Below are 22,986 nucleotides of genomic sequence, written 5' to 3'. Positions count from 1 at the left end.
TATATTCAACAAGCTCGTTAAATCAAGAGAATAAATGCTCATTGAGGCAATATTGTTCCTGGTCAATTTCTGGATGTAAATCCAGAAGGGTTGACTGATTGATTGATTCTATCTGCAAATCACTTTGGGAAATACGTTGTATAATCTTATAAGCATCGGAGGTTGTTGGTAAATCTAGGATATTAAAGATTAATTTTCCAGGAATTTCATCCATAAAAAAGTCACTGATAATAATTTGATGAGGCATCTGTGAGAGTTGGTGTGATTTAACTTGAGCTAAATCAATCACTTCGAATTGAATCATTAAACCTAGGTAACGATTGAGTAAATCCGCTTTCATCTGTGTGAAGCCCATATCATACGAAGTGATTACGAGGCCTTGTAACTTTCTGTGGCTATCTTGTAATTGCGTGATGAGATTTGGCCAATACTTATATAGGCAACTCACAATGTAGCCATCATATGAAGCGTAACGCGGCAGGAAAGAATCGAGGTACTCCTGGGTCATCGCGCTAAGTGCTTGATAGAAATCCGGGTTGAAAGCTTGAATACACTCATTAAAGGGCGTTATCCGGTCAACGAAAAGCGTTCTTGCTTCTAAACTAGCCGGTATCAGCCGTATATTTGAGACAATTTGGCGGTAATATGCTTCAGTGTCCTCGAGTTTCAGGCTAAAGCGTTCAATGAGTTCTTCTACCTTGTCTTGGAAGAATACCCTTGATTCTTCTATGAATACATCATCGGAATAGCTATTTAAGTCGATCAAGTGGGCTTGATTCATAAAGATTGCAAAAGTCTGACTCAATAAGTCTTCATCGAAACTAAGGGCATTCATTATGGATGAGGTGCGCAAACAGGAATGGAAGCGTGGCATTCCTAAGATGTCCCGTGCCTCATCGATGATTCGCTCTCGGCGATTACCTAAATGGAATTTATGGCCTTGTCGTAAGCGTAACCAAGATACGCAGGTAGCGAGTTTTAAATAGCGTAATTTCTTGTAATCCAAAGGAATATTTAAAGCAAGAGCGATATTTGTAAGGCAATTTGTTAGAGATTGTTCATCTGATAAGTGCTTAAAGGGCCAATTCAAAGGAGAATGCATGGCATCTAACAAATCAACCAGGAAGACTTGAATATGATGCTCTTCACCCTTATAGCCCAGTGGTGTTGTGCTAATGGAAACGTCGTAATACTGACCGATAATTTTATTGGCACGGGCTATGATGCGCTTAATTGTTGAAGTAGATATATGCAAAGCCTTGGCTGCATCCTCCAAAGATACGTTTGTTTGGAAGCAGAGCCAGTGCAAAAATTGATGCGTACTCGAATCTTGATAGAAGCACCTTTGCACAGTTAAGAAATTTGCTTTCTTATCTAATATTAAGCTACTGCCTGCTGAGCTGGTGGAAATATGAAGAATATCCTGACATAAGTCAGCAATATAATTCAAATCATTGCTGACGCTGCGCACAGATATGCTTAGTGTATCAGCGATTTCCTTCCGGGAGACTATAGAATCTTTGTTGAGCATCAGTTGAATGATACGTAGTCTTCTTTGTTGATAAATAGATTTAGGTGGTTCGAGAGGCGAGGTTACCAATGCCTATCTCAATTTAGGACGTGCGTATAAACGACTTGGAAAGATGAATGAAGCAATACGAGCATGGCTTGAAGGTTACAACAGCAATACGCTTCATGCAGAATGTATGTATGAATTAGCCATGCTTTTGAGTGAAATTGGTAATAAAGCAGTGGCGTATCAATTCCTTACCCTAATTCAAGATATGTCGGTTCCTACCCAGGGGGTTTTATTTATCCATAAAGAACTTTATCGTTTCTATATTAAATATCAGATTGTCTGTTTAGGGCATCAAACAAATCATGCTTACGAAGGTTATCAAGCAGCCAAGAAGATTTTGTTTAGGAATAAAAATTATTATTATCGCAAGCTTGTCTTAGAAGAGATGTCACATTATTATAATTTGGTTGAAACGGACTACCCTGAAGATATACGCGGTTTACAAGTGATAGCAGAAGATGTCTTGTCAGTTTATCCGAGTGCACAAGTGGAGGCTTTTGCTGAATATCTTGCCACTTTGCCAGCCACAAAAGGTTAGACTAAATTATTCTTTAACGCCTTTGGAATGGTTTGTCCAGTTTGATACACCTTTTAAATTATAGCTGATTTTTCGAAGCTAGATATATTCTTTGATATTGTAAAGCACCTGATATTGACTGAAACAGTTCTCAGGTGCTTTGTTGAATTTTATGATATAAAAGCAAGATACTTGGCCTAAACACGTGGATTGCTACACAATCTGCATTTTTAGGCTTTTCTTGAGCGTGCCAATAAGTGTCATCTTTTTCATGGGGCTTGTCGGATAAGCTAAGACTTAGCCCTCTTATACATAATACAGGCTATGACTGGCTACCGGCCGACTTTAAAACTAGTCCAAATAAACAAATTGAATGAATTGATTTTTTACAAGATAGTTTTTGATACTATATACAAAGCATGATACAATTCAAATGTAAATTTATTAGTAGTGTTGCATAAAAAGCAAAATAATTTGACGCTTTAAAATTATCTCCTTTCCGAAACATTATTTTGAGTCTTTAATTAAAAAATAATACCGGCACAAGCGGATGACTTTACCATTGTTTAGGTTATTTGATTAGCATAGAGGGACTGACGATTTTATGCTGTCAACCAGGCTATAATATTGATGGTAGCCAAATGACTTGAACCATAAGGTCTTCAAAACTCTTACAACTTCAAATAGCGTACAGTTACTCGATAGCCTTAACCTTAACAAATAATTTAGAGGATAGCTGATTATTCAGACTGAGTATATAAGTGCTTAGTCTTTAGGCTCTGCTTGATACGCTTAAAGAATAGTTCTACCTGCCAATATGACTGATACATCTCTGAAATTTCTTCAGCGACCAAATCCATACGATGGGTGACTAAGCGTAGAGTGTCTTTACCAGGACGTTCAATCGTAATTATACGAAAGAAGTTTATCGTTTCAATCCTGCCGACAAGTCTAGCAAGTCCATCTTCTTTGATGGGTGAGTCATCATCTTCTGGCCAAACATTTTCTTGAATGCCAGTATTCAGGGTGTTCCTCTTCAGTCGTGTAACGAAAAAGTACTCATCGCGATACACGCCAAACGAAATCGTTGTTGAATCAATCAAGAATCTCTTATGATGATTGGATTGGGTATCATATCAATGTACCTGCCCCTATAATTGATAGAACAGCTCCCAAAGTAGGTCTGTTGCTATCTCATTCAGCGTTCGAGACAGATCTGAATAGCTGATGGACTTTAGGTCTAGTTCTACTTTGATTTATCGCTCAGGTATCAAAAGTTCGACAAAGCTGTCAAGGTCACTACTAATGGCGTAAAGTAGCAGTTTAAGTACCTTTTCAAAGGTTAATTCTTTTCGAATAGCGATTGAATTCAGCGATAGCACTTTTGGCATCAACTGAATGATTTTCAAAAAGAATGGATGCAAACTATTAAAAAATACTTACCCATGCCTTTGTCTTTTGTTTTGGATTTGGATAAGTCATCCATCTCTATTAGAAGGATTTTTATTATATTTGTAATATCTTTATAAAGCTATCTATAATCTCGATTTATGCAAAGCTACTGTAAATTTACAATTGACTAGGTTATAAAAAAGTAAGCGCCGACAGGAGTTTATATAACAGCATCATAAAATCATAGATTCAAATTAAGTTAATCTTGGTTAATTCTCAACTTTGTGTATCTTATCATTAATAAATGGATAATTTGAATAGTTGAAAGGAGTTTCAACCGAAAAAAATGACATGGCAAGCGTACTTTTCAAGTTTTAATACGAGTCATCATAAGGAAGGAGACGAATCTAATGAATTGCAAGTATGTTTATAGTTTGCGCAAAACCAAGTTTGGACTTTTAAGCGTGGCAATTAGTAGCCTGCTTCTAGCAGGAGGCAATGTTCAAGCAGCAGATATCCCCGTAGCTACTGAACCGACCCAAACCACCTCGCTTGAAATTACCCAGCCTGCGGATGCACCATTAATTACGGAATCTGAACCGACTGAGCTTCAAGCGGATACAGGAAGTAAGGCAGAGCCAGTTAACCCTACGCCTGAGGCGCCTGGAGATGAGTTGCCCGATCCGGTAGCAGGTTCTGAATTAAATAATGAGTCAATTGATAATCCTGACAGGGACGGGCCGACAGAGCCAGTTGAGGAAGCCAACCCAACTGAAGATACAAGTCAAGCCAAAGAGGCGAATCAAGATGAACAGGCCGATCCCGTAGCTGAACCTAACACATCGCAGGACCCAACCCCTCCGGAGGAAGCGGATCCGAGCACCCCGACGCTGGAAGAAGCGCAACAGCTTCAAGAAGATTTCTCTTTGAAATTAGCCAATCACGCCCGGGTGGAGAAGCTCGAAGGGCTTACAACTTATGAGCAGAATGCCTATAAGGAGCTCTTGGCCCAATCACAAGCATTAGCTGAGCAAGATTTGAGTTTGGCTACACCCGAGGAATTGGCCGATTTCCGGGCAGAACTTGAAAAGATAAGCCAGCGCTTGAATTTATTCCAATTGACGCAAGATGAGCCTCCGAAAGTTAAAGTGCCGATAACTGAACAGATTATCAAAGATATTCAAGCCTTGCACAAGCAATTAAATCAGCAGAGTGTCTTCAATCGTCTAACGCCAGAAGCAGGCCAAGCCCTTAACCGCTTGTTGAAAGAGGCCAGAAGTATCGCCCCTGAGGCTAAGGAACAGGATATGTTTGCTTTGGCTGATTTACGGGCTTCCCTCCAAGCGGCGCAAGCAAGTCTACCTCGGGAGGCGACTCAGTTCGAGAAGCAGACGGTTATTCCTAGCTTGCAAGTCCATCAAAGTCAATTGCGCCGCACGCTTAAAACCGATCAAGCTTCGCCAGAATTGACTGAAGCTTATGAATTAGCCCGGACCAAGCTGGAAACGAAACTTCAAGCTTTAGAAGCAAGCCTCAAGCAGAAATCAGCACCAACAACGGCAGAAAGCCAAGCGCTTCTAGAAGACTTAGAACAAGCATCGCAAGCATACCAAGCCCTAGTCGATGCATATCCAGATCAGTTCGATTTGCGCTATGTTAAGGATCCAACGGCTGACCACGAATTCAACGTGTACCTGAACCAAAATGCGCTTCCAACCTTGTTATTAGAGGATGGACATGATTATTATGTGGTCGCGAACAGTCCGCTGAATTTAACTTATCAACTGGTCAACAACCATGCCACTGGACCGGTTACCTTAGAAATCGAACTCACTAACCCAACTACTAGCCAAGCTTATTTACATACGAATCCGCTTGCTTATCAGAATGCAACGGCGGTCTCCCACAATGGCAATCGACATTTATATTACTACGAAAATATTGGGCAGCATTTCGCCACCGGACAACTTTCCTGGACCCTCCAAAAAGGCCTCTACAAAGATCCAATCGCTTTGAATATTCGCCTCCTCCAAGGTAATGCAGTTCAGCCAGAAGAAGGCGTGGATCATACTGAGTTGGCTCATTGCCGGCGTATCTTCCAAGTAACCAAGTCTGAGCTGGACGACTATGCGCAAGTGGGACCTGGCGCTGGCTTTGATTCAACGAACTCTCCATATTATAGTAATCCTTTTGACCCAGGGCATGATAGTTACGGCCAATATGGGGCCAATCGAGAAATGCCCCTGAACGCTGGGCAAGTGGATACAGCGGATAGAATTAAAGACGACCAAGACCTCAAGACTTTGGAGTTCCACCACAAGCTTGTGGAAGGGACTGATTTTCTAGACTTGCCGATTCAAGCCGGGCCAGCCGATGGGATTGAACTAGAAAACGTTCGTGTGGTTATCGATGTCCCTGTCTATGACGGTCAGTTCGCCCGTTATATTCCAGCTGAATCTGGTTTACAGTATTATTACAATGAGGCGAATCAGCAACTTATCTTAGAACTTGTCCGGGAAAGGGTGGATGGGTCTGAGATAACGCGGGATAATCAAGGAAATATTTACGTTGACGGTGCGCTTCTCGGACAACTCGTTTCCTTGACTGATACGGTTTACCAGCAGGGAGATCAATTCTATTATGTCGATAACCAAGGCAAGCAACATTCCCTGATTGATTTAAGTGATCGGACTTATCTATTCCTGGAAGCAAGTGTAGATCCGACTTCACCTACTGAAGCCAGTTATTATATCCAAGACGAGAAATTATATAATCAAGCCGGAGACTATCAAGCTGATTATATTGAGCATCAATTCATTCGAGCAATTCCGATTGAAGGCCAAGGCTATCATAAAGCGACCTACCGCTGGAAGAATGGCGTCTTAGAACTCGCAGAGCCGACTTTACGTGTGGGAGAAGCAACCTTCCGTTATAATACTACAACGAAGCGTTATGAAGCAGACGCAACGGTTACGCCAGAGGAGTTACAAGCGCAAGTCGGTGCCTACTATCATATTGCTGAGGAAGGCTTATATACTTATGATGAGCGCTATGAAGCAATTCCTGATGGCACGTTGATTGATCAAGTTACTTTGAGAGTCCGCAATGATTGGATTCCTTTAAGTGGACAAATTCTCCAAGATGGCAGTAAATTCTATGGCCGAATTCTACCGGAGGGTACTTATGTCTTAACGGCAGAGGGTCAAGTCATTGAAGCAGCCCAATGGCAAGAACTTGCGGTATTTGATATCGAAGGGAAATTCCTGATGCAGGCAACTGAATTGGTAGATGAACCGGGTGTTTATACCTTTAAATTAGATGGCGAAACCTTCTATGCCCGCCAAGATGCCAACAAAGACTGGCACGTCACGGACACCTTGGGGAATCATACTAGCCTGAAATTCCGGCCAGGTATTGGCGTCGATGCGGATGGCTATACCATTAATCAGACGAAGAAAGCCCAGACGACTCCAAGCGAAAAACTTGTGGTCGACCGGCATAACTATCTTGTGGAAGCTTTCGCTTTACGCCAGAATGAATTGACCGGCGAATGGGAACTTGTCGAAGCAGTAAATGAGCAACCACGACGCATTCACGTGGGAGAACAAATTACCGTGAGTCATCCAGGTGATTTCGTGATTGCTCCTGGGAATGTGATTATTCCAGATGAACGAATTGTTCAGGACGTCTCTGCTTACGTCTTAAACGACCGAGGCCAAGTTGTAGCCCTTCCAACAGAGGCTCAGTGGGTGGACGACGCCTGGTATACAAAGCCTACGGCAATGGCTGCCGCCCATGTCTTTACGGACTTAATGTATCTTGAGGAGAAGGCTTATTATACGCCACCGGTCGATACACCGATGATTGATTGGGCGACTTACGGGTCAACAATTCAAGATGAGAATGGTGATCTTGTTGCTAGTTTCGTAAATGGCAAGCTTTATGCGCCGAATGGGGAGCTTCTTTTTGCTAATCAGCCATTGACCCAGATTAAGCAAAACTATGGTGATCAAGTCCGATATTACGCGGATCATCAGCGCTTAATAGATATGGTCAATGGGGCGAAAGTACAATGGCAATTCCCTGGCTTTAAGGCTGGTTCGACAACCCATCATTTATATACTAGTGTGTGGGAAGCTAGTTACTTGGATCCAGAAACAGGAGAATTGCGTTCTGTTTTCGCCGAAGATCCAAGTGACCCGAATGATCCAAGCCGTTATTTCGAAACAGTTCATACCTTCCGCTTGCAAGCGCCGAAGAATTATGCCGGCTTTAGTAAGCAGTCACCGAAGGAACTTCGGGATGGTAAGATGGACTACGAATTATTCAATCTCTTCTACCGCCATGAAAGTGACCGTGGCCGTACGGAGCAGTTGCTTGCTTATCTACAAGGCCAAAGGGACGGCTTAACGGATGCCAATATAGCGGTTATTCATCAAATTCTGCGTAAATACCAGAAGCAAACTGGTAAGGATTTGACCGTGAATGCTGAAGGCACGTGGTTTGAAGATGTCCCGGCTGAACTTGTGTGGTATTTGACTTATAACAACACTTCGAGTGCCTTGAATCATCCGCAGACATTGGCAGATCAATTAGTCTTCTTTGAAGGGCAGCTAGATAATCATTTAATCTTTAAGCAACTTATCTTTAATGCCCCGGCACAGATTATGGAAGAATTGGCCAAGCAAGCGAAGGCCGAAGGCCGCGTCTTCCAGGCGAACAATGAATTGTTCGGTATTGATGAAGTCGACCGGATTCGCTTTGGGGTCAATCCAAGCTTGACAGGCTATAACTTTATTATGGTTGACGTCTTGCGCAACCTGTCTGATAGCTTTACAGAGCTGAAAGATCAGGGACCAGAAGCTACGAACATTGCTGAATGGATGAGTTATGACCCGATAACTGGGGAAGTTCGCGTTGATTTATTCAAGCGTTTCTTGCACCAAGTTAATGGGCAGTATCGTCTGCCAGTGGTAGATCAATATATGAAATTGTGGAAACGAACGGGAGAAATTTTCGACCAGGCGGATACGATCGAGGGCTTAATCCAGACACTCGAGACCGATCCAGACTTGAATGTCGATGAAACGAAGCACTGCGTTCAACAGATGATGGATGATTTAAGAGACACCGTCCAAAAAGGGGCCTCACTCGACACGATTAAGGCGAATGTTGCTCAGTTTCTGAGTCGAATTGAGCTAGGCAATGACACAAACCTGCCGTACAATGTACTGAATTCTCAATTTAACGCCTTTGAAGTGGTGATGAAGGAAGGTGTTCATGTTCCAGCTCGGACTCAGCGCAAGATAGGGGTATCGACAGTGATTAAGCCACAAGTAGACATTCCTTATACCGATGCCTATGGTAATCCGTTGACTAACCGCGCGGTTTACGTTCATAACGAACTCTATGCTCTCATGCAGGACAAGCGTTTTAAAGCAGAGGAGGACTTACCAGCATCATTAGCTAGCCTAGCCAAGCAAAAAATCACTGATTTGACGGATGACCAATTGCGTCTTCTGTATACTCATTTAAGTAATCTAGTTGATAGCAAGCTAGAGGCTGGGGAAATCAGTGTCAAGCCCCTTGTAGAAGGGACTTCATGGCTGGATTATCAAGCTGTACAAGGATCTACCTTAGCGTTTGAAGATTATGGCTACATGCTAAATGATAACTTTAAGCCATTTATGGACCGGATTGGCCAACTGGCTAACCCGAATTTTATCCGGGTTTCAGATGATACTTATGCCAATGTATCTGAAATTCTCGGTGAAGATTCCTTACGGTCCAAGGAACGCATTGACCTTATGGCGGCTTATCAAGATGAACACGGCTTTAACCGGCGCTATTTCGCCAATGGGGCGGCCAGTTACTTGAAGGGACGCTCGGATGTAATTAATCCATGGAATAAGGACGACAGTTGGTATCATTCGGATTGTCATGTGGGTATTCTCGGCCACTGTATTGTAGAATCTGACAATAGTCGTGATGGCGAGGAAGGTGCAGCGCCTTTGAGGGATGAACAGCGAGAGTTGACGGGAAGCCGTATCACCATTACCTACACTCCAGAAAGTCGCGATCGGCCAGACAATAATGATTTGGATAAGCAAACCACAGGCGCTAAGCGCATTTTGCCGACTGAGACGGCATCATTTGAAATGGTTGTTTCCTTAGATATGCCTTCTCGTCAACGTTTAGAAGAGTTGCGCAAATTAGAAACCTTGAACCCTGAGACCCAACTAAGTCCGCAAGAAGCCGCACGATACAGCGAGAATGGCTATGTGAAGATGGAGAATGCGGTACTCATCGACTTGCTGCCGACAGGCTTGGTTGTTGGCCCAGATACGAATTTGTCGTTGACAGTCTTCTGGGATAATTTGCAGCACCAAACAGAAGGCATATATGATAACGCGAATCAGGCCGCTGGCGCAGATTTCCAAACACAATTTATGCAGAAAGTAAATGTTACTGCTATTTCAGATGTCCATACTTATCTCAAGCATTTAGCCGCAGATGACCCACTTCGTCCACACTTAGAAGCTGCTCTAAGGCAAGCCCAAGGCAAGCCAGTCCAAGAGGCGGTAATTGTTAAACTACCGTATTTCGAAGTGCCAGATTTTCAAGGTCAAGGCAAACCTCTCTTTAATCTTTCTATTGAAGGCGTAGAAGTACATGAAGCCTTGATGGGACTTAAGGAGAATCAAAGCTTATTCGGCTCAATTCCATGGACCGGTTACGATCAGTCTCCGATTGTCATTGCTGAAGGAGATTCGAAGGCTAATAAATATGTTCGTTGGTATGATGAGAGCACAGCTCGCTGGAGTGACTGGCACCAAGGAACTGCTCGCTTGCATTATGGTCAACGTTTCGATTATCGCCTGGACTATCAATATGAAGCATTAGATACGGGAGGTTTAGGTGTAGAAGTTGGTCTGAGCAACTTAAACTTAATTGACCGCTTGCCAATCAAGGGAGCTGACAATGGATTCACGCCGCAATTAGTCGGTTATGTCACCCCAATGGGTTCAAGACCAGATCACTTCGATATTTATTATGTGGTGGACGATGCGGAAGTACGCTATCCGGGTGACTTCTCGAAAGTTAGTGAAATTCGCATTAAACAACGTCCAGGAACACTCATTAAGCCAGGCCAGCAGATTAGTTTCCTTGTACCAATGCGGATACCGACGATGACCTTGAAGCTGAACCCAGATGGCTCAATTGCTTATGACGAAGCGGGGCAACCAATTTATGAACAATTGAATCTCGTTGAATTGAACAACCGCCTAGCTCATAACACCTTTGAGACGAGTCAGCAGGAGAAGTCCAATAAGGTTTCGCTTAAACTTGAAGAATCAACCTTCATTCACTTGAATAAAGAATGGATCCGCGAAGATTGGCGCGAGGAATCAAACGGTGAATGGGGCTGGATAGAAGTACCAGCAGATGCTTCAGATGTGGCAGGCATGTACGCTTACTTTGATATTTATCAGAAGAATGAAAAGACTGGGCAAAGTATTAAGTATCAAACGGTCCGACTTTCATCTTGGAATCAATGGCAAGCTTGGCTGAAGAATCTCCCACTTTATAGCGAGGAACAGCACTTTATTGTGAATCCAGATGGTAGTATGACGCTACAGTCAACCGAGCGCATAGACTATACTTACACGGCCGTAGAAGACGAAACACGCCTACCGAAGAATGTGCAGAATCGGACACCAGATAAGTTTGCCTTTATTTTGGTGGATAGCGCAGGTGAGGCCGTAGGTCAGTCTTACATGTTCAAGAATCTGAAGACTACAACGCGAACAGATATCGAAGCCCGCAAAATATGGCAAGGTGGCAGCCAAGTCCGACCAGAAACAGTCACCCTGCAACTTGTACGTAAAACAGCTGGAAGTACAGACTTTGAATCGGTTGCGAAGGCTCAATTAGTTCGCGGTCAAGACGACTCGACGACCGTACGTTGGACCGACTTGCCTGCCCATGACCGACAAGGCAAGGCTTATACCTATGAAATTCGTGAAATAGATCCACCAGCCAACTTTGAAGCGACATTAGGCGCAGATGGTCTGACTATTACCAACCGTTATGTTATTCCAAAGACACAAATAGAAATCCGCAAAGTGTGGTCCAACTATGATGGAACGAAGCCAACGATTACCGTTCAACTAGTATCTAACGGCAAAGTTATTGACAGCGTGCAACTAGCCGACGGTCAAGAAAGCTTCGTCTTCAAGAACATCGACCAAACTGATGCTGAAGGTCTGATCTTGCAATATCTTATTGAAGAAGATACCATTGAAGGCTTCAAACTCATCGAGATTAGAGGCAACGCCAAAGACGGATTCGTTATCGTTAACGAGAAGCTACCTGAACCTGAGCCCGAGCCCGAACCCGAGCCCGAACCTGAACCTGAGCCCGAGCCCGAACCCGAGCCCGAACCTGAACCTGAGCCCGAGCCCGAACCTGAACCTGAACCTGAACCCGAGCCAGAGCCAGAGCCCGAGCCTGAGCCCGAACCCGAGCCTGAACCCGAGCCTGAGCCTGAACCTGAACCAGAGCCCGAGCCTGAACCCGAGCCCGAGCCTGAACCCGAGCCCGAGCCCGAACCTGAGCCCGAGCCCGAGCCCGAACCTGAACCAAAACCTGATCCGGAACCAAGATCAGAGGTACGCCAGGATATACCGGTGCAGCAGGCAACTATTTTGCCAGAGACAGGCGAGGTAGATGATTCGATAGCTTATGTAACACTTGCTGGTGTGTTCTTGGTCAGCGGACTAAGTTTGGTATTGGTAACCAGACGTCGTTGGGAAGTGGATTAAGAGCATCTCGATGCAGAAAAGTGATGAGTTAGGCTCTGAGGTAGATTTTGTTAAGTGTTATAAAAAATTATTGACGTATTCTATCGTGAAGTTAATCGTTGCCAATAGCGAAAAAGCGTTCCTGGGCACCTTGAAAAAGGAGTCCGGGAACGCTTTTTATAACATAATCGAGCGAAATATAGGGCTTATTTATAGACGAGTAGCCTTAAGAAGTCTTATGAATAGAAATGCCGGAAATAGGAATCGAACCTACGCCCTTTGCGTTACGAGTGCACTGCTCTGCCAGCTGAGCTATTCCGGCGTTATTATTGCTTAACTTTAACATTAGTATATTATCAGAAGTAATATCCCTTTGTCAAACCCAATTATTCCTTCGTAAAATTAGATGCTTGTCATTAGTTAAAGCCAGGGTAAGAGTGAGAATGTCACTCTCTTAGATTCAAAAGTTTCGTCACAAGTATTAACATTAGAAAAATCATGTGGAAGAAAGGAGGGTAATAAATGCTATCTTTAAGGGTGAGTATGTAGGAGGATTTAGTATATTACGTGAATTACTTAAACAATTTATACTATAGTCTATTATCACCTTTTGAATATTGTGATACCAATGTTTCTAGTTTATAGATTTGCGAATTCTAAGGACATAATTATCTACTTCGAAAACAATGCAATATTATTATGTTTGCGTAAAATTATACACTGCAGGTCAGTGTTATAAATATTTTTTAAAATGTAGATTTCACCTTATACTCATGAGATGGCATAAACAAATAATTTACAGAAAAAATCGAAAGATTTCCCCGCCAGAACAGGATGAACTGGCGTATTTCAGAGCCTTGGAAAGTAGTTGATGAGAAGGTTCTTGCTTTAGTAATTTACACTCTTACATGCGTAACAAAGTGAAGTGACTTAGGCTCTGAGCTTCGGCTTCGCCAACGCACTTGCGTGTCTTAGCAAGCAAAGACGAAACCTCCTAGCCAAGCAAGAGGTGGAGTCTACTATGTGCCTCTTCGAAGCGGTCTTTGTTGAGTTAGGATCCTAAGTGCGTTAGAAGTCCTTGCAGGAAAATCTTCCGAATTATGGAGTAAGTTATTTAAAATTATTCTAGAATCAATTCCACGAGCTCTTCTGCCGTAATGCTACCTAAGTAAGCTGTTAAATCCACTTCTGCTAAAGCCTTCATAAGGGCAGGCTTATCCATCCGTGTACCGACTAGCACTTCTTCTAATTCGCCAATGGGGCGGGTGCCGAAGAAATCACCATAGATTCGGATGTCTTCAATTACACCTTTATTGACAGCTAAACTGACACTTAATGTCCCACCGGCAAAGCGTCCTTCATGGTTTAGGGCGTATCTTGGGGAAGTACCATAGTTCCATTCCCAGTTGCCGTATTTATCAGCAACGATTTGATCAATGGCAGCCCACTCTTCGTCACTCAAGCGGTAGTATTTCAATTCTTCTTCGTGCTCTACACCACAGATTTCAAGGAGCATGCGCTTTTCGAAGGCTTCTGGGGTGATGTCTTGGTATTCCTCGCCTAAATGCGGGCGAATCGGTGTAACGCGGCGCCGCACAGATTTAATGCCTTTGGATTCGATTTTCTTTTGGCTAGGGCGCAAGGCTTGTTCGGTGGCGTCGAAATCAATATCTAAGAGCAAGGAATAGCCCCCATAAAGGCGTCCTTTGGTGACAGTTAAGGCTGCACCGGATACTTTCTGCCCATCGATTTCTAGATCGTTTCGCCCACTTCGCTCAACATTGCTTGCACCCAATTTCTGTAATCCTTGGATAGCAGGGGCATAGATTTTATTGAAGTTATCTTCAAATTTCGGTTCACTTTCGTTGAGGATAAAGACAAAGTTAACATGGTTGCGGTCCATGTAGATGGCTCCGCCTCCTGTGTCCCGGCGGACAACTTGAATGCCAGCTTCTTCTATATACGGGGCATTGATTTCCTCGATGGTATTCTGGTAGCGGCCGATTTGAACGGATGCGCTGGGTCGGTAAGGGAAGACGATACCTTCATCCAGATGGATGTGCTCCAGAGCATAGACCTGCATGGCGAGGTGTGTGCCTAAATCGAGAATTTCCTGGCCGTTGCGAACGTGTTCAATAATATACATGGGTGTGCCTCCTCTTCTGATACGAATAATTATATCAAATAGAAATCTTCTAGCAAATCAAAGACTTTGATAAATAAGTAGAATATGATAAAGTTAAAGGGTAAATTCTAAGTAGAGGAGGTAGCATGTGGTTCGATTAAGTGTCTTAGATTATGCGCAAGTGGACGAGGGCCGAACTGGTCAAGAGGCCATTGCTGATTCCCTAAGGCTTGCTCAAACGGCTGAAAAGCTTGGTTACCATCGTTTCTGGGTGGCTGAGCATCATAATGTGCCAGCTTTTGCAAGCAGTTCGCCTGAACTTCTCATGATGTATATTCTAGGTGAAACCCAGCAACTTCGGGTAGGTTCAGGCGGTGTCATGTTGCCGCATTACAGTCCTTTTAAAGTCGCCGAGAATTTCAGAATGCTTGAAGCAGCCCATCCCGGGCGGGTAGACTTAGGTTATGGCAATACTTTAGGGACGCCCTTGGTGAATGATGCCTTAAATGAAACGAAGACCGGTCGCATTGCTTATGAGAAGAGTGTGCGAGATATTTACCATTATTTAACGGGTTCGGAAGATGAAACGCATCGCTTCGCTGGTTTACAGGCTAATCCTTCGGGGGATAACCTACCACAGATGTTTCAATTGACGACTAGTAAACGGGGAGCGCTCAATGCGGCGAAAGCGGGCGTCGGTTTATGTTTCGGCCTATTTCCCAACGCTAGTTCGAACAAGTTGGACGTTGGCCGTGAAGCGGCGGAGATTTACCGCAAGAATTTCCGGCCGTCGAAGGTGATGGCTGAGCCTTATGTGATGTTTGCGCCATTCGTCGTCCTATCAGAAGATGAAGCAGAGCTTTCGGGCTTCATTCAAGTCTTGGACATTTGGCTACTTGGCAAGCAGGATTTCGCGGAATTCTCAGCCTTCCCATCGGTTGAAACGGCAGCCAATTATAAACTCACACCAGCCGATCAAGAAGCGATTGAAGCGAATCGAACACGCATGATTACGGGGAATGCAGCCGACGTGAAGGCTCAACTGGACCGGATTACAGAACATTTCGCTGCCGATGAAATTCTGTTTATCCCTCTCATGCCAGGCGTTCACCAACGCCAACAAGCACTAGAATTACTCGCAGAAGAATACGGACAATATTAGGAGGCCCTTATGCAAAAAATTGGAAATTTCTTATTAGTGACTAAGAATGACGACATCTACACCATCAGTATGACTGCTGAATTACAAGATGATATTGGAACGGTTGGTTTTGTTGAATTTAGCGATGCGGACGAGTTAGCGGTAGATGATACGATTTTGAATCTAGAAGCATCCAAAACCGTTCTGGAAATGGCTTCCCCTATTGCAGGGAAAGTGGTTGAACGCAACACAGCCGTGGAAGAGAATCCGCAATTACTTAACTCAGCCAAAGAAGATGAGCATTGGATTGTGAAGTTAACCGATGTGGACGAAGCAAGCTTCAATGCACTTGAAGATGCGTAAATTTTAGAAGTGCTTGGAAAGCAGTGACTTTCCGGCACTTTTTTTGAAGGGGGGGTAGATGGAAATGGCAAGCACTTTAGAGGCAATGTATACGTTTCTCTGGCAGGAGGCTGGCCAGCCGGATTTGCCAGAGGCGACCTTGTACGAACGTTGGCGTCATTTGGTGAATGTGCGTCCTGCTGAACCGATTTCTGAGGAATATTTGGCCTTGGAGGATCAGTATCTGCAAGCAAATCTCAAGGCAAGTGATGTGGTGACTTTAGAAGATTTAGAGCCAATCCAAGGTGAACAGCTTTACTTATGGCAAGGGGATATTACCCAGTTAGCCGTAGATGGAATTGTCAATGCAGCCAATTCAGATATGTTGGGCTGCTTCTTGCCGAATCATTCCTGTATTGATAACATCATCCATACGAAGGCAGGTGTGCGACTGCGCTTGGCCTGCCAGGACTTGATGGAAGCACAAGGCCGTAAAGAGCCGGTTGGGAAGGCGAAGATTACGCCCGGCTTTAACTTGCCGAGTGAGTATGTGCTCCATACCGTCGGGCCAATGGTGCCAAGGGGCCAGCAACTTTCGCCGATGAAGGAAGCAATGTTGGTTAAGTCTTATCAAGCATGCTTGAAGCTGGCTGAGGCGCATCATTTGGATTCACTGGCTTTCTGTTGTATTTCAACGGGCGTCTTTGGCTTCCCTGGCGAGCGGGCGAGTGAGCTGGCTGTTGCGACAGTTAAGGCATATTTGCAAGAGACGGGCAGTCCATTGAAGGTTGTCTTTAACGTCTTTAAAGACGAAGATTTATATTATTACCAAAAGCAATTAGGAGGGCGTGCATGAGTATAGTTTGGGATAGCTTTAAGCAGGAAGGGTTAAGTGAAGGGGCCTTGCTTGGTTCACTTATTCAAGAAGCTGATGCGGTAGTTGTTGGAATTGGAGCAGGAATGTCGGCAGCGGACGGCTTTAAATATATTGGCGAACGCTTTAATGAAGCCTTTCCTGACTTTATCGAAAAGTATGGCCTATTGGACATGTTGCAAGCTTTCTTGTACAACTTCGAAAGTATCGAGGAGTATTGGGCTTTTCAAAGCCGATTCGTAGCGATGAATTACTTAGATCAGCCAGTTGGACCATCCTATGTCAATCTGAAGGAAATGCTAGAAGGCAAGCCGTATCATGTGATTACTACCAATGCAGATAATGCCTTTTATGCGGCTGAATACGATATGGATAAAGTCTTCTACAAGCAAGGGGAATACGGCTTATTCCAATGCTCTAAGCAGTGCCATCAACAAACCTATCAAGACCATGACCTGCTGCGCGAAATGGTCGAGCGCCAAGAGAATATGAAGGTGCCTAGCGAATTAATCCCTTACTGTCCCGAGTGTGGTGCCCCACTTGAAATTAACAAACGTGACGCGGAGACCGGAATGGTAGAGGATGCCGACTTTAAAGCGCAAGAAGCGCGTTACGAAGCCTTCTTAAAGGAAGTTGCAGGGCAGAAAGTGCTGTATTTAGAAATTGGTGTCGGCCATACGACCCCACAATTTATTAAGCATCCCTTCCAGGAGATGACAGCAGCCAATGAAGATGCTTTATTCGTGACGATGAATGCAAAGAATTACCGCATCCCACAGGCAATTAAGGAGCGGACGGTTCATCTGAAGGGAGATATTGCCCAGAATATTCAAGAGGCGCATGAGGTAGTTAGGTGATAGGCTTAAGGCTTTGTTAGCATAGGGAAGGTTATTCTATTCAAGCGTACTAAAGTCGCTATAAGATAACCTGAATTGTAAAATTAAGCTAGAAAAACAAATAAGACCATTTGTGCTACACTATTTATGAGAGCAATCACAAATAAAGGAGTAGATACAAAATGGTCTACACACATCTTACCACGAAAGAACTGACTTGGATAGAAAACTATTACGAAATTGGCGAAAAAGCTTACATAGTTGCAAAAAAGTTAAGATGATCTGCTCAAAGCATCTATAATGTCTATCATTATTTAGACGATGGTGAAACTATCGTCGACTATTATGAACGCTACAAAGCTAACAAATCTAAGTGTGGCTCTAAGAAGAAGCAGTTCACAGAAGATCAAATCACCTATAACAATGACCGGGAGTCACAAGGGTGGTCACCGGACGTGATGATTGGACGCCAGGAAATTGACTTGAATTGCTGTGCAAAAACACTTTGCCGTCGCTTCTAAGATGACCCTGCTTTTGATGTCAGAGATTTACCCATGCAAGGTAAACGAGAAGCGAATCAGCATGTTGAAACGAGGGGCCGTCTAAATGACCGTAGAAGACTAGAACGGCGTCAAGAGGCTTATCCTGATTGAAGGGGATACTATCGTTGGTAAGAACCACCAAAGTGCGGCCATTACACGAGTGGAACGAATAAGTAAATTAGCAATTACCCTGAAGACAGAAGGTCGTAAAGCATGTCAAGTAACGGATTCATTGAGGCGTTTCTTCCTTAAAATCCCTGACCGTCTGGTTAAATCTCTGACTTTGGACAATGGCAAAGAGTTTTCTAACTGGAAAGACTTAAGCAATGAATTTAATATCGACATCTTCTTTGCAGACCTAGGATGCCCATCTCAAAGAGAACGGAATGAGCATTCTAACGGATGGTTAAGAAGAGAAGGTCTGCCTAAAGGTACTGATTTTAATGAAGTGGATGAATACTTTCTTAAGGAAGTAACCTTCAAGCGACATATCATTCCACGTAAATCTCTTAACGACTACACTCCACTGGAGGTTTTTGGCCCATCTTTTGGATCAAATACCTCGCTATTATGCCAGTCACTTAAGAACTATGGTTTCATCAAGCACCTGACTGGTCAAGAGTTTGATGAGGGGGGTGTTTAAGGTGGTTAGCACAAGTGTGTCACCAAGTTTAATCATTCATCATATAGTGTAGAAATTTCTAACTTAAATTGACAATCGAGATAATAAAAGAATTGTGGACTAAGAAAATCTAACTTTCACCGGAAGAAGTTGACTATGTCAAGCCTAAGGTTGAGAAAGCTTGAACGCCAGATGTCATCATCGGTCGTAGTGAACGGCTAATTCCCCTCTCGATAAGAACTCTTTACCGGCGTTTCAAGGATAGTTCTAAGTATGGCGTAAAAACACTGCTCATGATAAGGAAACGTAAGCTGAATGGGCATTAAAGAAAGCATGGTAAACAAGCCTCCCGTAGATTAATTGATGACTATCATTTAGTTTATCCACATTTTCCTGAAGAATTCGGTCACTTGGAAGGTGATACTATTATTGGCTAACCGAGTAAGAGAGATTAGTGATTACACTTGCAGAAAGATCCTTAAAAACTATCATAAGGTTCAAACTGAATTAGAAAACTGCCGTTGATATTGAAGATAGGCTGGATAAAATGCTTCCAGATCCCTACGAAATCTCTTCATGTCAATCACTTTTGATTGTGGGATGGAATTCTCAAACTGGCAATCAGTATCCAATAAGCATGAAATAGATATCTTTTTTGTGTATCCAGATTATCCTAACCAACGTGGTCTGAATGAACATTCCAATAGTTTGCTTTACAAGAATGGTTTAAGAAAAGGCATTAATTTTAATGAGCTCTCGGAAGGTTTTATCCAGAGTGTCAATCACCGCGTAGAAACCTAATCCCATGGAAATCACTTAACTATAAAACGCCGATGGTAGTTCTTTTGAAAAACATATTGGATGTGTATAGATTAGTTTGACAAATGAATGGATTAAATTGTTTTTAATAAGCTTTCTATTTAGTTATTTAGATAAAGATTATTCAATAGATTTAGAACGCTTGTTTCAATGGCAACTTTGATATATAATGCAACTAGAAAAAATGAATGGAGTGTAATTGAAAGATGAGAAAAACTTGGCAAGGCATACTTAGCCTACTTATGATACTTTCCATAGCCTTTGTGCCGGTTAATGCCATGGATGTTGAGGCTACAAGCACTGACGCAACAGAGATAACGGATATGTTAGGTCGGGAGTTGACTGTGGTCAATGAGTTAAGACGCATCGTGGTTTTAAATCCCGCCGATGCAGAGATTCTTGTGGCTTTAGGGGCTGATGAGTTAATCGTTGGGCGAGGTGAATACGTGGACTACCCAGCAAATAGGGTGGAAAATATTCCTACGGTGGGGTCTGGCGAGAACCTAAATTTGGAAGAAATACTCGCTTTACAGCCGCAACTGGTAGTTGATACAGCTATGTCCTTCTCCCCAGATGAGATGGAGCGCCTTGAGGAAGCAGGGATTCCTGTCTACGTTACTGACGCCTCAACGATTGCTGAAGTCTATGAAGCCATCCAAGGCTTGGCTAAACTCGTAAATAAAGAAGCCGAAGGGGAGGCCCTCATCGCTGAAATGCAAGCGACTTTTGAAGAATATACCCACTTGGCAAAGGAAACGACCGAGGAAGAACACACAATATATTATGAAATCTCGCCCCTTGAATTTGGCCTGTGGACAGCTGGACAAGGGACATTCATGGATGAAATTGGCCAAATGCTACAAGTCAACAATATTTTCGCAGAAGTTGAAGGCTGGGCTGAAATCTCCCCTGAGCAAGTCCTAGACTTAAATCCAGATTACATCGTCACGACCAGTATGCCGGCTGATGGTTTTGACCCAATTGATGAGCTTTTAAATCGGACTGGCTGGCAGGATGTTACTGCTATTGACAGGCAACAGGTGTTCCAAGCGAACGCAGACGAATTTACCCGTCCAGGGCCCCGTCTTGCGGACGCTATTGAAAGCTTATATCACTTTATTTATGAAGAGTAATGACCTTGACGGTCAAGTTGGCTCAAAGACTTAGATTGATGGAGTGTGTCATGAAACGATTGGCTTTTGTTTGGGGATTTTTACTTACCTTTCTCGTTTTCAGCTTTTGCTTGTATTACGGTAGCGTTGATTTGTCTTTAAATGACGTCTGGCACGGTTTACAGGCTGTCTGGCACCAGGCACCCATCACAAGCACCCCGGCGCAAATCATTTACCATATCCGCTTGCCGCGGGTTCTGGCTGCTAGTCAAGTAGGTATCTCCTTAGCCCTTGCGGGAGCTACCATGCAGGCCTTGTTGCGCAATCCTTTAGCAGACGGATCGACCCTAGGGATTTCTAGCGCAGCTTCTTTAGGGGCAGTTCTCACTATCATTATCGGTTTTCAAAGTAAGAACCTACCTTGGAGAGGCACGGTGATTGGTGCAATTCTATTTGCCCTGCTAGGTTTTATCCTAATTTTTACGCTAGCCTACCGTCGGGATCGCCGGATTAACAATCTGACAGTTATCTTACTTGGACTCATCCTCTCCATGCTTACTTCGAGCATCATGAGTCTCCTCATGGCTTTCTCTCAAGAAAAGCTTGAGCGGATTGTCTTTTGGACCATGGGTTCACTCTCCGGAAGCTCCTATCATGATGTTGCTCTTCTATGCCTTGCCAATCTCGTATTTGGCGGAATAGCTATGAGCAAAAGACGGGAACTCGATGCCTTTGCCTTAGGCGAAGAGCAGGCCTATCATTTGGGAATTGATACAGAACGAACGCGTTGGTTGCTTTTCTTCAGCGCTTCAGGTCTAATCGGTTGCGCGGTAGCCGTAAGTGGCAATATTGCCTTTGTCGGGCTCATTGTCCCTCATGCCTGTCGGATAATTATCGGCCCCCGTAATCAGCGTTTATTACCGGTTGTGATCTTTGCTGGAGCGAACTTTCTCATGCTCGTGGATTTACTCGCCCGTACCTTAATCAGTCCCCGGGAATTGCCCATTGGGGTAATTACGTCGATTATTGGTGCGCTCCTATTAGGCTATCTCTTCTTGCAAAGGGGGGCCAGCCATGCTAAAAGCTAATCACGTATCCGTCGTCTACGGTGATACAATGGTCGTCCAAGATGTCTCTTTTCACATAGCAATGGGTGACTGGTTCATGATTCTTGGCCCCAACGGTGCAGGCAAATCCAGTCTTTTGAAAGCCTTAACCGGTGTCATCTCCAGTCAAGGCAAGGTCGAACTTCTTGGCCAGGCAGTCCAGAGTTATCGCCCAGCCGAAAGAGCCCAAGCAATCGGCTTTTTAAGCCAAGTGCAAGCGCCTAGCTATGCTTACCGCGTAGAAGACGTGGTCCAGCTTGGCCGCTACGCCTACCATAATGGCCCCTTTGCCCGACTGAAGCAAGTCGATCAGCAGAAAGTAGCCGAGGCGCTTGCCTTAACAGGCCTCGAAACGATGCGTCAACGTACACTCGATGAACTATCTGGCGGTGAGGTACAACGTGTCTTCTTGGCCCAGGTTTTCGCCCAAGATCCCCAAGTCTTACTGTTGGATGAGCCGACAAATCATTTAGATTTAGCCTATCAAGAAGAGATTCTCTCCCATATTGAACACTGGCTTAATCAAGGAAACCGAGCGGTCATCAGCGTTATGCACGACTTAACCCTTGCCAGAGCCTATGGTAACCGCGGACTGCTACTAGCCAATGGCCGAGTAATCCGTCAAGGCAATTTAAGCAACGTATTATCTAGCGCTAACTTAGAAGCAGCCTACGGCTTCGATGTCCAAAGTCTGATGCAAGGCCGGATGAAGCTTTGGGATGTATAGAGAAATCGGACTCATATAAAAGTGAGTCCGATTTCTTATGTCAATTGCTGCGTGCAAGTAATAATCCTGTATTATTCATGAAGACATTAAAAAGAGGCGCTAAGCCTTTGGAGTGCCCCCTGTCAAGTAGACAGATAAAAATGATAATTTTTGAACCACACCTCTGTGGTATAGTACATTTCTTGTTTCATCACACCAAAGAAGTTTTCAATCGGTGCATTGTCAAAGCAATTGCCTTTTCTGGACATACTTTGGAAGATTATGAGCATTCCTTTGGAGCTTCGATGGCTTCTGCTAAAGCCTCAAGCATCGTTGTTCTATTTGGTTGATGAGATATCTTAAAGCTGATGATCTCTAGATTATACAAGTCCATAAATGGATCTAAGTATAATTTCTTAATTTGTGGCTTCCCACTCGCATCTTGCTCATCGTATTTGAATTCAGTCGT

Annotated in this window: 13 protein-coding genes, 1 tRNA gene and 1 pseudogene; 11 read left to right on the top strand and 4 right to left on the bottom strand. The window is 43.8% G+C overall.

What is annotated here, in order from left to right; genetic code table 11:
* Positions 1-22: 22 nt before the first annotated feature.
* Positions 23-1,600 (bottom strand): AcpB/EbpR/MafR family transcriptional regulator, encoded by a 1,578-nt coding sequence (locus tag CL176_RS09165; RefSeq protein WP_162890928.1) that lies wholly within the window; start codon positions 1,598-1,600, stop codon positions 23-25.
* Positions 1,601-1,643: 43 nt separating this feature from the next.
* On the opposite strand from CL176_RS09165, the gene CL176_RS09160 reads away from it, so the two are divergent.
* Positions 1,644-2,117, top strand: a complete 474-nt coding sequence (locus CL176_RS09160; RefSeq protein ID WP_118991039.1) for a hypothetical protein — start codon at positions 1,644-1,646, stop codon at positions 2,115-2,117.
* Between the two features lie 719 nt (positions 2,118-2,836).
* On the opposite strand, the gene CL176_RS09155 is transcribed toward CL176_RS09160, so the two are convergent.
* On the bottom strand, positions 2,837-3,199 hold the full coding sequence (locus CL176_RS09155) for a transposase (RefSeq protein WP_118991038.1): 363 nt from the start codon (positions 3,197-3,199) through the stop codon (positions 2,837-2,839).
* 699 nt (positions 3,200-3,898) lie between these two features.
* On the opposite strand from CL176_RS09155, the gene CL176_RS09150 reads away from it, so the two are divergent.
* Positions 3,899-12,313, top strand: coding sequence for a Cna B-type domain-containing protein (locus CL176_RS09150; RefSeq protein WP_118991037.1), 8,415 nt, complete (start codon positions 3,899-3,901; stop codon positions 12,311-12,313).
* 228 nt (positions 12,314-12,541) lie between these two features.
* Here the strand turns inward: CL176_RS09150 and CL176_RS09145 are convergent.
* Positions 12,542-12,614: transfer RNA gene (locus tag CL176_RS09145), tRNA-Thr, on the bottom strand.
* A 798-nt stretch (positions 12,615-13,412) separates the two neighbouring features.
* Positions 13,413-14,438, bottom strand: a complete 1,026-nt coding sequence (locus tag CL176_RS09140; protein ID WP_118991036.1) for a lipoate--protein ligase — start codon at positions 14,436-14,438, stop codon at positions 13,413-13,415.
* A gap of 127 nt (positions 14,439-14,565) precedes the next feature.
* Between CL176_RS09140 and CL176_RS09135 the strand changes: the two genes are divergently transcribed.
* From CL176_RS09135 to CL176_RS09095, 9 genes and pseudogenes are all read left to right on the top strand, one after another.
* Positions 14,566-15,579, top strand: a complete 1,014-nt coding sequence (locus CL176_RS09135) for an LLM class flavin-dependent oxidoreductase (RefSeq protein ID WP_118991035.1) — start codon at positions 14,566-14,568, stop codon at positions 15,577-15,579.
* A gap of 9 nt (positions 15,580-15,588) precedes the next feature.
* Positions 15,589-15,921 (top strand): glycine cleavage system H family protein, encoded by a 333-nt coding sequence (locus tag CL176_RS09130; RefSeq protein WP_118991034.1) that lies wholly within the window; start codon positions 15,589-15,591, stop codon positions 15,919-15,921.
* 58 nt (positions 15,922-15,979) lie between these two features.
* Positions 15,980-16,756, top strand: coding sequence for a protein-ADP-ribose hydrolase (locus tag CL176_RS09125; protein WP_118991033.1), 777 nt, complete (start codon positions 15,980-15,982; stop codon positions 16,754-16,756).
* A complete protein-coding gene (locus tag CL176_RS09120; protein ID WP_118991032.1) occupies positions 16,753-17,631 on the top strand; it encodes an SIR2 family NAD-dependent protein deacylase in 879 nt (292 codons plus the stop codon). The genes CL176_RS09125 and CL176_RS09120 overlap by 4 nt, the downstream gene beginning before the upstream one ends.
* A 161-nt stretch (positions 17,632-17,792) precedes the next feature.
* A pseudogene (locus tag CL176_RS09115) lies at positions 17,793-18,795 on the top strand (IS30 family transposase).
* Between the two features lie 555 nt (positions 18,796-19,350).
* Positions 19,351-19,575, top strand: coding sequence for a hypothetical protein (locus CL176_RS09110; protein ID WP_118991031.1), 225 nt, complete (start codon positions 19,351-19,353; stop codon positions 19,573-19,575).
* A gap of 224 nt (positions 19,576-19,799) precedes the next feature.
* Entirely contained in the window at positions 19,800-20,726 is a 927-nt protein-coding gene (locus tag CL176_RS09105) for an ABC transporter substrate-binding protein (protein WP_118991030.1), read from the top strand.
* 50 nt (positions 20,727-20,776) lie between these two features.
* A complete protein-coding gene (locus CL176_RS09100) occupies positions 20,777-21,793 on the top strand; it encodes a FecCD family ABC transporter permease (protein ID WP_162890927.1) in 1,017 nt (338 codons plus the stop codon).
* Positions 21,780-22,538 carry an ABC transporter ATP-binding protein gene (locus tag CL176_RS09095; protein WP_118989994.1) on the top strand — a complete coding sequence of 253 codons (759 nt, stop codon included), beginning with the start codon at positions 21,780-21,782 and terminating at the stop codon, positions 22,536-22,538. Before CL176_RS09100 ends, CL176_RS09095 begins: the two co-directional genes overlap by 14 nt.
* Positions 22,539-22,986 lie beyond the last annotated feature (448 nt).

The sequence above is a fragment of the Suicoccus acidiformans genome (assembly GCF_003546865.1).
Lineage (GTDB): Bacteria > Bacillota > Bacilli > Lactobacillales > Aerococcaceae > Suicoccus > Suicoccus acidiformans.
Note: the sequence above shows the minus strand (reverse complement) of the source record. Positions and strands in the feature narration are given on the sequence as shown.